Source organism: Streptosporangium fragile, from assembly GCF_039534445.1.
GTDB lineage: Bacteria > Actinomycetota > Actinomycetes > Streptosporangiales > Streptosporangiaceae > Streptosporangium > Streptosporangium fragile.
Window position 1 is genome coordinate 61,207 of record NZ_BAAAVI010000013.1, and the last position, 14,994, is coordinate 76,200.

Below are 14,994 nucleotides of genomic sequence, written 5' to 3' on the forward strand. Positions count from 1 at the left end.
TTGACCGCCGCGGGCGGGGGCCGTAGATTCACCCACACTAGAACATCATTCGGTTAAGGTGGGTGTATGTCTTCCCCGCACATCGACGTCACCGCGATCGACTTCGACGTGCTCGGCGCGTGGATGGACGCGCAAGGGCTGCCCGGTGGGCCGTTCGAGCAGATCACGCCGGTGGCCGGTGGCACGCAGAACATCATGGTGCGCTTCGAGCGGGGCGGCGCGGCGTACGTGCTCCGCAGGCCCCCGTTGCACCTGCGGGCCCGGAGCAACGAGGTGCTGCGCCGGGAGGCCCGGGTGCTCGCGCTGCTGCGTGACACCCCGGTCCCCGCGCCCCGCCTCGTCGCCGCCTGCGCGGACGAGAGCGTCATGGGCGGCGCGGTCTTCTACCTCATGGAGCCGGTCGACGGCTTCAACGCCACCGTCGGATTGCCCGAGCCGCACGCGAGCGACCCCGCGATCCGGCACCGGATGGGCCTGGAGGCGGCCTCGGCCCTGGCCGACCTGGGCAGGGTGGACCACCGCCCGCTGGACGGGTTCGGCCGTCCGGAGGGGTTCCTGGAGCGGCAGGTGCCCCGCTGGATGGGCGAACTGGACGGCTACGCGGCACTGGAGGGCTACCCCGGGCCGGACATCCCCGGCCTGGAGGAGACGGCCGCCTGGCTGGAGCGGAACCGGCCGCGCGACTTCACACCGGGGATCATGCACGGCGACTACCACCTGGCCAACCTCATGTTCGCCTGCGACGGCCCCCGGGTGGCCGCGATCGTCGACTGGGAGATGTGCACGGTGGGCGACCCGCTGGTGGACCTCGGCTGGCTGCTCGCGACCTGGCCCTCCCCCGACGGCACGAGCGTGCTGTACGGCGGCGTCACCGACCTGGCCACGACGGCGGAGCTCGTCGCCTGCTACGCGGCGCTGTCGGAGCGCGACCTGTCGGCCGTCGACTGGTACACGGTGCTGGCCTGCTTCAAGCTCGGCATCGTCCTGGAGGGCACCCACGCCCGCGCCTGCGCGGGCAAGGCTCCCAAGGAGATCGGGGACCTGCTGCACTCGATCACGCTGAACCTGTTCGCCCGCGCCCGGACCTTCATGTGAAGGCCCGCCTCCGGCCTGGCCGGCGGTCTCCGGGCCGCGCTCCCGCGACCGCCCGACACCCAGGGCGAAATATGCGTAATTTCGTGTTTGAAACCACCGTGCAACCTCCCGAGCTCTAGGATTGCTCGCAATTGCACCACGGGCCTGGTTCGGGGAAGGATCAGTCATGCGCCTGCGGTTCCTGGGCTCCACCTCCGAGGCGGGTGCCTGCCCCTCCCTCTACGAGACCGACCGCGGCACCGTCGTGGTCCAGGGCCTCCAGGTGACCGACCCGGCGGCCCTGGCCGATCTGCGCCACGTCCTGGACGGCGAGACCGCCGTGGAGGTCCCCAGGGAACTGCTGGTAGACATCGCCCGAAGAGTGATTCCGTAACTATTGGTCACGATTCGGAGTGCCCTCTGGCTTGATCCACGCCTTGGGGTCTAGCGTCTTGCGCACCATGCGGGAGATGACATGATCGCGGCAGGCGGACGGGCGGGCGAAGGCCGCGACGTCCGGCCCGCGCGACGGGCCGGGGAGATCGGGTGAGCGGGTTCCAGCAGGCCAGGATCGACCTGGGCGTGCGGCTCCGGCACCTGCGCGAGGCGGCCCACCTGTCGGGCAAGGATCTGGCCGAGCGGCTGAAGTGGCAGGCGTCCAAGGTCTCCCGGATCGAGAACGCCCGCCAGACCATCACCGAGGAGGACATCGCCCAGTGGGCGCAGGCCGTGCAGGCCGCCCCCGACGTGGTCGAGGAACTGGTGGAGCAGGCCTCCGGACTGCTGGAGCGTCAGGACTCCTGGCGGCAGCGCCACCGCAGCGGCCTGGCCGCGGTCCAGGAGGACATCCGCGACATGGAGGCGCGGACCACGCTGCTGCGGGCCTTCGAACCGGGCGTGGTCATCGGCCTGCTGCAGACCACCGAGTACGCCCGGAGTGTCTTCACCCGGATCAAGCGCCTCTACCAGGCACCCGACGAGATCGACGCGGCCATCCGGGTGCGCATGCAGCGCCAGGACATCCTCTACGACCAGAGCAGGCGGTTCAGGTTCATCGTGCCGGAGGCCGTGCTGCGCTACCGGCTGGCCCCGCTGGACGTGATGCGGGGGCAGCTCGACCGGTTACTGGCGGTGACCGCGCTCCCCAACGTGGAGTTCGGCGTGGTCCCCTTCGAGACACCCCTCCCCTCGGCGCTGCTCAACGGTTTCTGGATCTACGACGACGACCACGTCAGGGTGCCCACCAGGACCAGGGACCTGCTCCTGCGCGACCCCGAGGACGTCGCCTTCTACGCGCGGGCCTTCGAGGAGTTCTGCGCGGTCGCGGCCTTCCGCGAGGACGCCCGGTCCGTGATCGTCCGTGTACTCCACGATTTCGCCGCACAACCGGGGGACTAAAAATCGCAATTGCTTGATTAGCGTCCCAAGATCGTGCAATTCTCTGTCGGGACGGAGGTGACGCACGATGCTGGACGCACTGTCCTGTCTGGAGAGGTTCGTTGCCGCCGTACGGCCCCACGCGGATCTGGCCGTACAGCGGATCTCGTTCGGCGACCCCGCCTACGTGTGCGTACGCAACCGCTTCAGCAACACCCTGATGGAGACCGTGACGTGCTCGCAGGACGGCGGTTTCATCACGTCGTGGGGCTACCGGCTCGGCTCCGCCGACAACATCGAGGACGCCGCCGCCCGGCTCGCCTTCCTGCTCGCGGCCCTGCCCACCCGGAACTGACCCGCGGGCGGTCCCGCCGCGGCCGGGCCAAGCGGGCCGCCGGGCCGAAGGCGCCGCCCACGGCACGCGGCAGCGGCCTCCCGGGTCCCCGCCGTGACGCCGTCCGCCGATCCGGCCCCGAGCCGCATGACCCGCGTGTCCGGCGTCCGGCAACGGCACCGGCCGCCGGGACCCTCCGCGGAGGGTCCTCCTCGCGCCCCTAAGGGGCCTCGGCGGGGTCGGCGGGGAAGACCGACGGGTCGAGGCCGACCTCGCGGGCGGCGGCGACCCTGGCGTGGTGGAGGAGCCGGGAACGGGACATGTTGCCGGCGTGCAGGGTGTAGCGGACCACGAGGCCGTCGAGCATGCCGTCGATCCGCTCGGCCGAGCCCTGAGGGTCGTCGCAGACGAGCTCTCCCGCGGCCACGCCCTCGGCGATCACCCGGCCGAGGATCTCGATCCAGGCGCCCTCCAGCTCCAGCAGGATCGTCCGGACGTGCTCCTCGCGCACCCCGACCGCCCAGGCGTCGAGCCAGAGGATCCAGCTCTGGTCGGAGCGGGAGGCCGGGATGTAGAAGCGCAGGACGCGGTCGAGCCGCTGGACGGCGGTGCCCGGCTCTGCGGCGATCTCCTTGAGCCGCTGGACCTCCGTGTCGCTGGTGCTGCGGAGCATCTCGGTGATGAGATCGTCCTTGGTGGCGAAGTGGTAGTGGATCAGCCCACCGCTCACGTTGGTCGCCTTGGCGATGTCGGCGACGCGGGTGCTGGCCAGCCCCCGTTCGAGCACCACCCGCCTGGCGGCGTCGAGCAGTTCCGCCCGGCGCTGGTCGGCCTGGTCGGCGCGGCTGCTGCGCGCCCCTCCTCCGCTGTGCACGGCGCAAGACTACAGCAGCGCGGTCCCGCCGCCCCACTACTACTGATTGGCCAATCAGTCAATAGCCTGGTTCCGTACCGTCCGTCCTGTCCGTCCCCCGGGGACCGCCGGATGAGCGATGACACCGGTGGAAAGGGCCGGCCGGGGTCCGGCACCCCGGCGGGACCCTCCCCGGTGGGTCACCCGCAGCGGTACAGGGACGACTCGCCGGCGGTGCCCCCGTACTCCGGCGCCTCGACGGCGGCGCAGTTGGCCTGCACCCACTCGGTGACCTGGGCGCCGCCACCGTCGGGTCCGCCCCGGCCGCCGCCCGTCATCACGTACTTCAGCCGGCCGGAGGAGACGAGTTCGGCGAGCCGGTCCGCGGTCATCGCCGGGTCGCCGCCGGTGAAGCCGCCCATGGCGATGACGGGCAGCCCGGTCGACAGGATGACGGACGAGGCGCTCTGCGCGCTGCTCACCGCGACCAGCCAGGTCGCGCTCCCCCGGTTCTTCTTCAGGTACTCGATCATCTTCTGGTCCACGGCCCCGCCGGGGCCGCCCCGCATGCCGCCGAGGCCGGACCGCTGCCGGGCCGCCGCCGCGTCCGCGCCGGATGCGCCCTCCGGGAGCGCCTGCCCGGACCGGCCGCCGGGAAGGTCACCGCCGGGCAGCCGGCCCGCGTCGCCCTGCCCGGCACCACCGGGGAGGCCACCGGGCCCGTCCGGCATGCCTCCGGGGAAGCCCCCGCGCATGCCCCCGAACCCGAAGCCGCTCCCCGCGGGGCCCGCGGTGGGATTGGTGCCGTTGACCGCCGAGCCGAGCGGAGTGATCGCGTAGGCGGCGGGACCGGCGAGTCCCGCGACCACCCCGGCCACCAGCGCGACCGCGGCGACGCGGACCCTGAGCCGGCGCCCGAGACGGGCCAGGGCGAGCCCGGTGACGGCCACCGCGGACGCCCCGGCGACGGCCCAGGCCAGCCAGGGCACGAAGTCCTCGGTGCGGCGCAGCACGGTGAACGCCCACGCGCCGGTGACCGCGATCCCCGCGGGCAGCACCCACGACCACACCCGGGAGTCCCGGTAGGCCCGCCACAGGAGCACCCCGCCCAGGCCGGTCAGCGCGGCGACGGCCGGGGCCATCGCGGTGGTGTAGTACGGGTGGAAGGTGCCGCTGGAGAAGCTGAACACCGCGTAGTGGACGGCGAGCCACCCGCCCCACAGCAGCAGCCCGGCCCGGGTGCTCCGGAGCGGGCCGCGGGCGGTCAACGCCACCCCCGCGACCAAGGCGATCACGGCGAAAGGCAGCAACCAGGAGATCTGCCCGGCCATGACGTCGTTGAACAGGCGTCCCGCGCCCGACTCGCCGCCGAAGCCGCCCCCGCCGCCGGGACCGCCTCCGCCTCCGGGACCGCCGTTGCCGAAGATCCGGCCCAGGCCGTTGTAGCCGATGACGAGGTCCCGGACGGAGTTGTCGGTGCTGCCGCCGACATAGGGGCGGCTCGACGCGGACCACAGGTCGACGATCACCATCCACCAGGCGCTGGAGACCACCAGGGCGGCCCCGGCCGCCAGCAGGTGCCCGAGACGCCGGAGCGGCGTGCCCGGCGCCATCGCCAGGTAGAGGACGGTGAAGCCCGGCAGCACCAGGTAGGCCTGGAGCATCTTGGTGGTGAACGCCAGGCCGACGAACACGGCGGTGACGACGAGCGTGCGCATCCGGCCGGTGCGGACCGCCTCCTGGCAGAACCAGGCGGCGAGCACCAGCAGCAGGACCAGGACGGTGTCCGGGTTGTTGTCCCGGTTGATCGCCACGGTGATCGGGGTCAACACCATCACCAGGGCCGCGACCGGCGCCGCCGCGTGCCCGTACGTGCCGGGCAGCGCCCGCCGCACGGCCGAGTGGACCACGGCGACGGCGGCGACCCCGGCGAGCGCCTGGGGCAGGAGCATGCTCCACGTGCCGAACCCGAAGATCCTCGCCGACAGCCCCATCACCCAGAGCGCGAACGGCGGCTTGTCCACGGTGATGAACGACCCGGCGTCCAGGGCGCCGAAGAAGAACGCCTTCCAGCTCTGCGTGCCGGACAGGATCGCGGCGGAGTAGTAGCTGTTGGCGTAGCCGTTCTGCCCGAGCGCCCACGTGTAGAGGACGGCGGCCAGCGCCAGCACCCCCCACAGGGCGGGCCGCGCCCAGCGGGGGTCGGCCGGGCCGCCGAGGAAGATCCGGCGCACGGCACCGCCGGGTCCCGTGTCCCGCTCCGCGTGGCCGCCCCCGGCGGCGTGCCGGTCGCCCGGACGCGGCGGGGTCCCTTCGGAGACCTCACCGGGTGCGGAGCCCGCGTGCGGTTCGGCGGTCCGCGCCGCGGCCGCGCGCTCGGGGGGATCCGCCGCGGCCGCGCGCTCGGGGGGATCCGCCGCGCCGGGCGGAGGCGTGAACGGTCCCGTGCCGGACGGGGTGCGGGTGGTCATCGACCGGTCTCCTCGGTGCGGCGGGGGTTGAAGACCCAGGTGCGCAGAAGCAGGAAGCGGACCAGGGTGGCGAGGCCGTTGGTCACGATCACGGCGGTGACCTCGGCCGCGGCGGAGGCGCCGGGCGCCAGCAGGGTGAGCAGGGCCAGGCCGCCGGTGCTGAGCAGGAGGCCGATGAGGAAGGCCAGCCCGCCTTCGAGCTGGTGACGCAGGGCCCCGGTGCGGCCGGTGACGCCGAAGGTGAAGCGGCGGTTGGCGGCGGTGTTGGCGACGGCGGTGACGAACAGGGCCACGCCGTTGGCCGCCACGGCGGGCATCACCAGGCGCAGGGTGACGAACAGGCCCAGGTGCGCCAGCGTGCAGAGCACGCCGACGACGGCGAAGGCGGGCAGCTGTCGCGCCATGCCCGCGGGCAGCTGCGCCCGCTGCACGCGCGGCGGAACCGGGATCCGCGCTGCTCCCGAGAGGGTCTTGCGGGCCACCCGAGCCATCCCCTTGAGGTCGTCCTTCGCTGTCTTGACGATGTCCACGCGGCTGTCGGGGTCGTCCACCCAGTCGACGGGCACCTCGTGGATGCGCAGGCCGTGCCGCTCGGCGAGGAGCAGCAGCTCGGTGTCGAAGAACCACTCCTCGTCCTCGACCGCGGGCAGCAGCGCCTGAACGATCTCGGTGCGGGCCGCCTTGAACCCGCACTGGGCGTCGGAGAACCGGGCCCCCATCGCCGACCTGAGCAGCAGGTTGTACGTCCGTGAGATGAACTCCCGCTTCGACCCGCGGACCACGTTGGCGCCCTTCGACAGCCGAGTGCCGATGGCCAGGTCGCTGTGACCGGACAGCAGCGGGGCGACCAGCGGCAGGAAGGCGTCGAGGTCGGTGGAGAGGTCGACGTCCATGTAACCGACCACGTCGGCGTCGCTCTCGGACCACACCTTGCGCAGCGCCCGGCCCCGTCCCTTGGCGTCCAGGTGGACGGCGCGCACGTGCGGCAGCTCGCGGCTGAGGCCCACGGCGATCTGCCAGGTGGCGTCGGTGCTGGCGTTGTCGGCGATGGTGATGCGGAAGCCGTAGGGGAAGGTCCCCGTCAGGTAGGCATGGAGGCGGCGGACGCTCGCGGCGAGCACCCGCTGCTCGTTGTACACGGGGACCACGATCTCGACCAGCCGGGTGCGTGCCGGTGCCATCAGCTGCTTCACGCTGCCCCCCTGGGGTGACGGCTCGGTTCTCTCATGCCGTCAGAGTCGCCAGCTGATCTTGAACGAGGCTGAGGCGATCATTAACGCCGGGTGAGAAAGTCCGGGCCCGCACCGCGGTCCGTGAACCCCTGACGGGCCTGGGCATCGTCAACGCCGGGCGGGGGCAGCGGACCCTCCGGCCGCGGCGGGAGGACCGTCGCCCCGCGGTGCCCGCGGTCACCTCCCCGGAACGGAAGAGGACCCGGTGGCGGAGCCGGGCAGCCGGACGCGGGCGAGGGTGCCGCCTCCGTCGGCGTTCTCCAGCGCGACCTCTCCCCCGGCGTCCCGCACGGCCTTGGCCACGATGGCCAGGCCCAGGCCGGAGCCGGGCATGCCGCGGGCGGTGGAGGACCTCCAGAACCGGTCGAACACGTACGGCAGCTCGTCCGGGGGGATGCCGGGACCGCGGTCCCGGACGGTCAGCTCCCCCGCGCGCAGCCGCACCGCCACCGGGCCGCCCCGCCCGCCGGAGAACTTGATCGCGTTGTCCAGCAGGTTCACCACGGCCCGCTCCAGGGCAGCCTGGTCCCCGCGCACGTACCAGGGGGCCAGCTCCACCTCGATCGGAAGATCCGGGGCGCGGAGCCGGGCCCGGCGCACGGCCGACTCGGCCACGTCGTGGAAGCCCACCTCGACATACGGCTCGTGCTCGTCCTCCGGACGGGAGAGCTGGAGCAGGTCCCCGACCAGCGTGGACATCTCCTCGAACTGGGCCTTGAGGTTGGTCAGCAGCCTGCGTTTGGGATCCGGGTCGAGGGGGCGCCCGGCGTTCTCGCTGCGCAGCAGCAGGTCGATGTTGGTGCGCAGGCTGGTGAGCGGGGTACGCAGCTCGTGCCCGGCGTCGGCGATCAGGCGCCGCTGGCGCTCGCGGGACCCGGCCAGCGCGCCGGTCATCGCGTTGAAGGAGGTGCTGAGCCGGGCGATCTCGTCGGTGCCCTCGACCGGGATCCTGGTGTCGAGGTCCTCGGTCCTGGCGACGTACTCGACGGCCTCGGTCAGGCGGCCGACCGGGCGCAGCGCCGCGCGGGAGACGAGCTGCCCGGCGGAGGCCGCACCGATCACGCCGAGCGCGGCGACTCCCGCGAGCACCCAGGCGAGCGTGGTCAGGGTGGAGTCGACGTCCTCCAGCGACCGGGACTCCATGACCGCGAGGCCGGGCTCGACGTTCCTGACCATCACCAGGACCTCCTCGCCGCTCTCGGTCACGCCGCTCCTGAGCTCCCTGCTCCCCGGCGGGGCCTGCGTCAGCATCAGGTCTCCCCGGGTGACCCTGACGGGCGTGCTGCCCACGACGCACGTGGTGCCGTCGGCGTAGATCAGCTGGAGGGGCGGGAGGCGGGGCGGCAACGGGCGGTCGGAGACCGACCCGGAGCAGTACTGCTGGATCCACGCGACGTTCTGCATGCCCTTGGGCCCGTCCAGCGAGCGCTCCACCTGCCGGAGCAGCTCGGCCCTGACGACGAACCAGCACAGCGCCGCGCACACGGCGATGGCCAGCGCCACCGCCGTGGCCACCAGCAGGGTCAGCCGCGAGCGCAGGGAGCGGCGACGGCTCAAGAGGAGTTCCGCAGCACGTAGCCGACGCCCCGGACGGTGTGGATCAGCCGGGGGCGCCCGCCGGTCTCGGTCTTGCGGCGCAGGTACATGACGTAGACGTCCAGGGAGTTGGAGGACGGCTCGAAGTCGAAGCCCCACACCTCGCTGAGGATCTGCTCGCGGGTGAGCACCTGGCGGGGATGCACCATGAGCAGTTCCAGCAGCAGGTACTCGGTGCGGGTGAGCTCCAGCGGCTCGCCGCCCCGGGTGACCTCACGGCTGGCGGTGTCCATCCGCAGGTCGCCGAAGACGAGGACCTCGTCGTTCCCGGCGGCGGGGGCGCCGAGCGCGCTGCGCCGCAGCAGCGCCCTGACCCGGGCGAACAGCTCGTCCAGTTCGAACGGCTTGACCAGGTAGTCGTCGGCCCCGGCGTCCAGGCCGGAGACCCGGTCGCCGACGGCGTCGCGGGCGGTGAGCATGAGCACCGGGACGTGGTTGCCCGCGGCCCGGAGGCGGCGGCAGGTGGTCAGCCCGTCGAGCCGGGGCATCATCACGTCCAGCAGGACCAGCTCGTAGGGCTCCCGCTCCAGCGTCTGGAGCGCCTCCTGGCCGTCCGCGGCCAGGCCGACCCGGTACCCCTCGAACTCCAGGCTGCTCTGCAGCGCCTCCCTGAGCGCGGGCTCGTCGTCCACGACCAGCACCCGCGCCGTCTCACCATCAGCCATGCCCCCACGTTAGACGCCCATCATGAGAACCCCATGAACGCCGCCGACGGTGTCCGCCCTGGCCGGCGCCCCGCGCGGGTGGGAGACGGCGTCGGAGAGCCCGCGGCGGGCACGGCGGCGGGGATCCGTCCCGGAGGTGCCGTGTCCGGGGCGCGCGGCTCTTCAGGAGAGCAGCGCCATGGCGGCGTTGTGGCCGGGGATGCCGCTGACGCCTCCGCCGCGCCGGGCGCCCGCGCCGCAGAACAGGATCCGCTCGAAGCCGGTCTCCACGCCCCAGCGTCCCGGCTCCCCGTACGGCCAGGACAGGTCGCGGTGGAAGATGTGGCCGCCGGGCAGACCCGCCTCCGTCTCCAGGTCGACCGGGGTCTTGACCTCGAGGCAGGGGCTGCCGTCCGGAGCGCGGAGCAGGCAGTCCTCGATGGGCTCGGCGAGCACCCGGTTCATCGAGGCGAGCGTGGCGCGCAGCGCGGTCTCGCGCGACCCCGCCGGGTCGTCGCGGAACAGCCGGGCGGGCATGTGCAGTCCGAACAGCGTCATCGTGTGGGCTCCGGCGGCCCGCAACCCGGGGCCGAGGATGGACGGGTCGGTCAGCGAGTGGCAGTAGACCTCGGCCGGGGGCAGTTCCGGGATGCGGCCGGCCGCCGCCTCGGCGTAGGCGCGGGCGAGCTGGTCGCGCCCCTCGTTGACGTGGAACGTGCCGCTGAAGGCCGCCGCCGGGTCCACGGCGGCGTCCTTCAGCCGCGGCAGCCGCGACAGCACCATGTTGACCTTGAGCTGGGCCCCCTCGGGGGCGGGCTCGGCCGTGCCCAGCAGGCGGGCGAGCACGGCGGGCGGCACGTTCGCCAGGATCCGGTCGGCCCCGACCGTGTGCTCCCCCGCCGTGTCGCGGAAGGTGACCTCCCCCGCGGGGTCGACCGCGACGGCCTCGGCCCCGGTCAGGATCTCGGCCCCGGCCGCGCGGGCGGCGTCGGCGAGGCCGCCGGAGACCGCGCCCATGCCGCCGACGGGGACGTTCCAGTCGCCGGTCCCGTCGCCGATGACGTGGTAGAGGAAGCACCTGTTGGCCAGCAGGCCGGGGTCCCGGGGGTCGGCGAAGGTGCCGATGAGGGCGTCGGTGAGGACCACGCCTCGCACGGTGTCGTCGGCGAACCGCTCGTCGACCACCTCGCCGATCGGCCGCTCGAACAGGTCTCGCCATGCCTCCGCGCCGACCAGGCTCCGCATGGCCGCGCGGTCCACGAGGGGCTCCAGCAGGGTGGGCGCGACCCGCCGGGCCACGGCGGCCGTCATCCCGTAGAAGCGCCGCCAGGCCGCCAGCTCACCGGAGCCGCCGGTGACCCGCGCGAAGGACGCGGCGGTCCGCCCGGCGTCCTCGTTGTCGACCAGCAGCCCGGTGTCCCCCACGGGCGTGTACGAGGCGTACCGGCGGCGGCGCAGCTCGACCCTGAGCCCGAGATCGGCCACGATCTTCGAGGGCAGGAGGCTGACCAGGTAGGAGTAGCGCGAGACCCGGGCGTCGACCCCGGAGAACGCCCGTGCCGAGACGGCCAGGCCGCCGACATGGTCGAGGCGTTCGAGGACGAGCACCCGGCGTCCGGCGCGGGCGAGGTAGGCGGCGGCGACGAGGCCGTTGTGGCCGCCGCCGACGATCACGACGTCATGATGGGAACGTGGCACGGAACATCCAGGTCGGGATGAGAGGAATGAGACGGGGGTGCGCGGGCTCCGGCCGGAGCCGCCGCTCCGGTCAGGCCCGCTCGGGGACCGGCCGGCCGGTCCGGGATGGTGGGAGGCCGTCTTTCCGGCCTTGCCCGATCGGGCTCGGCCGGGAGCCGGTCCGCCGGTGTCGCCCGGTCAGAGGCCCGTCTGCCAGTGCGGCTCGGGACAGAGCACGCTTGCCACCTGGGTCGTCACCATGTCAGGCACCATATCCCGAAACATCCCCGGACCAGGAGCCCGGCTCGTGTTCGCCGGGCCGGTCATCTGCCCCGGCCCCGGCCGTGGCCTCCGGACGGGCACGGTCCCGTGCCCGTCGAGGTGCACGTCGAGATGCCCGTCGAGGTGCACGGCGGCGGGTGAACCCACCGCGACCCGGGCACGGACCGGCCGCGGCGGCAGGTTCCGGCGGCCGCGGCCCGGAGGCGGTGGAGTCCCTGCCGCGTTACCGCTCGCGGGCGGCGAGAGTGATCCGCAGGAGGGTGGCCGCGGGACCGGTGGGTGTGCGACCGCGGCGCCACACCGCGCGCATGCGGCGTTCGAGGTCGATGCCCTGCGTGGTCACCTCGATCAGGCGGCCGGTGGCGAGCTCGGCCTCCACGGCGTAGCCGCTGAGCACGGCGGGCGCGGCGCCCTCGCGGGAGGCTCCCTTGACGGCGGTGTTGGAGCCGAGCTCCAGCTTGGGCGCGGCGACGGGGTGACCGGCCAGCGCGAGGTCCAGGGTCTCGCGGGTGCCGGAGCCGCGTTCGCGGACCACCAGCGGGGTGGCGGCGAGCTCGGCGGCCAGCAGCGGGGTGCGGCGGCGCGCCCACGGGTGGCTCGGCGCGACGACCACCACCAGCCGGTCGGTGGCCACCACCCGCGACGTCAGCCCCGGCGGCACCGAGGGCCCCTCCACGAACCCGAGCTCGATCCCCCCGTCGACCAGCTTCGCCACCTCGGCCGAGTTCTGCACGTCCAGGCCGACCTGCACCTGCGGCTCCCGGTTCTGGAGCTCCCCCAGCCAGCGGGGCAGCAGGTATTCGGCGACGGTCATGCTGGCCGCGATGTGCAGGTGAGCCGCCCGGCCGTGCCGGACCGCCTCGGCGCCCCGCATCAGCTCCTCGGCCGCCGCCAGCACCTGCGAGGCCCAGGCGGAGATCATCACCCCCTGCGGGGTGAGGGTGGAGCCGCGGGGGGTGCGTTCCAGGAGCGGCAGCCCGAGACGGCGCTCCAGCAGCGCGATCCGCTTGCTCGCCGACGGCTGGGCGATGCCCGCGACCCGGGCGGCCTGCCCCAGGCTGCCCAGGCGATCCACGTCGACGAGCAACCGCAGGGATTCGAGATCGGGCAGCTCGCTCATAGCCCTAGGCTATGACCTTCCAGGCAGGCGGCGGCTACCGTACGCGCCGGCCCGCTCGGACACTCGGATCATGACTTTCCTCCCGTCTCCCCGTTCGTCCGGACGCTCCGCGCGCATCCGTACGACGCCCGTACGGCGAAGGCGGCCGAGGCGCCGGGCGCACGCGCCGCGGACGGGGCAGCCGGCGTCCGGCATCGGGGTGCCCGCGCCGCGGGCCGGGACGCCCGCGACGGGACTCCGCGGCCGGGCGGCGGGGTTCGGGACGCTCGTGCCGGGGCTCGTCGCGACGGCCGCCGGGGTCGCGGTGGCGACGGCGGTGAGCCGGATCCTGCCCGGGGTGAACGCGGCCGTGCCGGCGGTGGTCCTCGGTGCGGCGCTCACCAACCTCGGCGGGCTGCACCGGTCGCTGCTGCCGGGCCTGCGGTTCACCGTCCGCCGGGTGCTCCGCCTGGCGATCGTGCTGCTCGGCCTGCAGATCGCGCTGCCGGAGCTGCTGGCGCTCGGCTGGCGGGCGCTCACGGTGGTCGCGGTGGGGACCGGTGTCACGTTCGCCGCGACACGCTGGATCGGGGCCCGCCTCGGGGTGGGCCCGCGCAGGTCGCTGCTCATCGCGACCGGGGTGTCCGTGTGCGGCGCGGCGGCCGTGGCGGCCATGCACGAGGTCGCCGGCAGCGACGACGACGATGCCGCCGCCGCGGTCGGGGTCGTCGTCCTGTACGGCAGCGCCTCGATCGCCGCGTTGCCGCTGCTGGCCCGGGCGCTGGGCCTCTCGCCGCATCAGCTCGGCATGTGGGCGGGCGCGTCGGTGCACGAGGTCGCGCAGGTCGCGGCGATCGGCGCGGCGGCCGGGGCGGGGGTGCTGGCGAGCGCGGTGGCGGTCAAGCTGGCCCGGGTCGTCCTGCTCGCCCCCCTGGTCGCGCTGACCTCCGCCGCGCTGCGCCGCGCCCCGGCGGCCCGCCCCGGTGCGGAGCCGGACGGGCCGGGGCGTTCCGGGGACGGGCGGGCGGCCCGGCGCCCGCCGGTGGTGCCGCTGTTCGTCGTGGGGTTCGTGGCGATGGTGACGGCGCGGAGCCTGGGCGCGGTGCCGGCCGAGGTCGCGCGGGCGGTCCCCGGGGTGACGGCGACGCTGCTCGCGGCGGCGCTCTTCGCCCTGGGCACCGGTGTCGACCTCCGCGAGCTCGCGCGGGGCGGGCGCTCGCTGCTCCTGGGCGGGGCGGCCACGGCGATCATCGGCGGGATCACACTGATCGGGGTCCTCGTCGTTGGCTGATCTTTGAGTGGACGTCCACCCCCAACAACCGTAACGTGCTCATTTCGGAGAAGAGAGTACCGTTTACACCGTTCCGAACAGGGGCAGTGACTACGGCCTCGGATGAGGAGACAGAACCAGCCCATGGGTACCACCCGACAGCCCGACGACAGCATGCTCCGCCCCTCGGCCGAGGTGGCGGAGGCACTGGCGCAGGGCGCCCCGATCGTGGCGCTGGAGTCCACGATCATCTCGCACGGCCTGCCCCGCCCCCGCAACCTGGAGGTCGCGGTGGAACTGGAGGGGATCGTCCGCGAGGCCGGGGCCGTCCCGGCGACGATCGCGGTGCTGGACGGCGTGGCGCGCATCGGGCTGAGCAAGAGCGAGCTGGAGCGCGTCGCCGAGGACCCCGGCCTGCGCAAGCTGAGCTTCCGTGACCTGCCGGCCGCCGCCGCGCTGAGGGCGAGCGGGGCGACGACGGTCTCGGCGACCTCGTTCCTGGCCGCCCGCGCGGGCATCCGGATCTTCGCCACCGGCGGTCTGGGCGGCGTGCACCGCGAGTGGGCCGAGACCCAGGACGAGTCGGCCGACCTCGACATGCTGAGCCGGACCCGCATCACCGTCGTCTGCGCGGGCGTGAAGTCGATCCTGGACGTCCCGGCCACGCTCCAGCGTCTGGAGACGCGCGGCGTCACCGTCGCGGGGTTCCGCACCGACGAGTTCCCCGGGTTCTACCTGCACTCCTCGGGCGAGCGGGTCGACTGGAGGATCGAGAGCGCGGCCGAGGCCGCGGACATCATGCGGGCCCAGGACGGGCTCGGCGGCCCGGAGACCGCGCTGATCGTGGCCAATCCGGTGCCGGTGTCCGAGCAGCTCGACCCCGAGTTGCACGACCGTGTCCTCGCCGGGGCCCTCGCCGCCGCCGAACAAGAGAAGATCACCGGCCAGGCCATCACGCCGTTCCTCCTCGGCTACCTGGTACGCGGCACCGACGGCGCCTCGCTGGAGGCGAACCTGGCCGCCGTACGGGGCAACGCCCGTCTCGCCGGGCAGATCGCGGCAGCCTTCCGCCGGGGAAACTGAGG

General features: G+C 73.7%; 13 protein-coding genes. 6 read left to right on the top strand and 7 right to left on the bottom strand.

Features of this window, described 5'->3' with window-relative positions:
- The first annotated feature begins 66 nt into the window (after positions 1-66).
- The 4 genes from ABD841_RS11165 to ABD841_RS11180 all read left to right on the top strand — a co-directional run bounded on the left by ABD841_RS11165 (position 67) and on the right by ABD841_RS11180 (position 2,806).
- Complete coding sequence (locus ABD841_RS11165) at positions 67-1,095, top strand: phosphotransferase family protein (RefSeq protein WP_344970370.1); 1,029 nt, start codon at positions 67-69, stop codon at positions 1,093-1,095.
- Positions 1,096-1,261: 166 nt separating this feature from the next.
- Positions 1,262-1,468 (top strand): hypothetical protein, encoded by a 207-nt coding sequence (locus tag ABD841_RS11170; protein ID WP_344970372.1) that lies wholly within the window; start codon positions 1,262-1,264, stop codon positions 1,466-1,468.
- A gap of 152 nt (positions 1,469-1,620) precedes the next feature.
- Positions 1,621-2,472, top strand: a complete 852-nt coding sequence (locus ABD841_RS11175) for a helix-turn-helix domain-containing protein (protein ID WP_344970373.1) — start codon at positions 1,621-1,623, stop codon at positions 2,470-2,472.
- 67 nt (positions 2,473-2,539) lie between these two features.
- The gene (locus tag ABD841_RS11180; RefSeq protein WP_344970375.1) at positions 2,540-2,806 is read left to right on the top strand and encodes a hypothetical protein; all 267 of its coding nucleotides are present in this window, start codon (positions 2,540-2,542) and stop codon (positions 2,804-2,806) included.
- A 199-nt stretch (positions 2,807-3,005) separates the two neighbouring features.
- Here the strand turns inward: ABD841_RS11180 and ABD841_RS11185 are convergent, their stop codons facing one another.
- The 7 genes from ABD841_RS11185 to ABD841_RS11215 all read right to left on the bottom strand — a co-directional run bounded on the left by ABD841_RS11185 (position 3,006) and on the right by ABD841_RS11215 (position 12,660).
- Positions 3,006-3,659: a TetR/AcrR family transcriptional regulator gene (locus tag ABD841_RS11185; RefSeq protein WP_344970376.1), complete on the bottom strand. Its 654-nt coding sequence runs from the start codon at positions 3,657-3,659 to the stop codon at positions 3,006-3,008.
- Positions 3,660-3,838: 179 nt separating this feature from the next.
- On the bottom strand, positions 3,839-6,109 hold the full coding sequence (locus ABD841_RS11190) for a mannosyltransferase YkcB-related protein (RefSeq protein WP_344970378.1): 2,271 nt from the start codon (positions 6,107-6,109) through the stop codon (positions 3,839-3,841).
- Positions 6,106-7,290 carry a bifunctional glycosyltransferase family 2/GtrA family protein gene (locus tag ABD841_RS11195; protein ID WP_344970488.1) on the bottom strand — a complete coding sequence of 395 codons (1,185 nt, stop codon included), beginning with the start codon at positions 7,288-7,290 and terminating at the stop codon, positions 6,106-6,108. Before ABD841_RS11195 ends, ABD841_RS11190 begins: the two co-directional genes overlap by 4 nt.
- Positions 7,291-7,518: 228 nt before the next feature.
- Positions 7,519-8,898: a HAMP domain-containing sensor histidine kinase gene (locus tag ABD841_RS11200; protein ID WP_344970380.1), complete on the bottom strand. Its 1,380-nt coding sequence runs from the start codon at positions 8,896-8,898 to the stop codon at positions 7,519-7,521.
- Positions 8,895-9,602: a response regulator transcription factor gene (locus ABD841_RS11205; protein WP_344970382.1), complete on the bottom strand. Its 708-nt coding sequence runs from the start codon at positions 9,600-9,602 to the stop codon at positions 8,895-8,897. The genes ABD841_RS11200 and ABD841_RS11205 overlap by 4 nt, the downstream gene beginning before the upstream one ends.
- Before the next feature lie 162 nt (positions 9,603-9,764).
- On the bottom strand, positions 9,765-11,279 hold the full coding sequence (locus ABD841_RS11210) for a phytoene desaturase family protein (RefSeq protein WP_344970383.1): 1,515 nt from the start codon (positions 11,277-11,279) through the stop codon (positions 9,765-9,767).
- Positions 11,280-11,763: 484 nt separating this feature from the next.
- On the bottom strand, positions 11,764-12,660 hold the full coding sequence (locus ABD841_RS11215; RefSeq protein WP_344970385.1) for a LysR family transcriptional regulator: 897 nt from the start codon (positions 12,658-12,660) through the stop codon (positions 11,764-11,766).
- Between the two features lie 199 nt (positions 12,661-12,859).
- Here ABD841_RS11215 and ABD841_RS11220 point away from each other — a divergent pair, with 199 nt between their 5' ends.
- Both ABD841_RS11220 and ABD841_RS11225 read left to right on the top strand, forming a co-directional pair.
- Positions 12,860-13,930, top strand: coding sequence for a YeiH family protein (locus ABD841_RS11220; protein WP_344970387.1), 1,071 nt, complete (start codon positions 12,860-12,862; stop codon positions 13,928-13,930).
- Positions 13,931-14,053: 123 nt separating this feature from the next.
- Positions 14,054-14,992 carry a pseudouridine-5'-phosphate glycosidase gene (locus ABD841_RS11225; protein ID WP_344970388.1) on the top strand — a complete coding sequence of 313 codons (939 nt, stop codon included), beginning with the start codon at positions 14,054-14,056 and terminating at the stop codon, positions 14,990-14,992.
- Positions 14,993-14,994 lie beyond the last annotated feature (2 nt).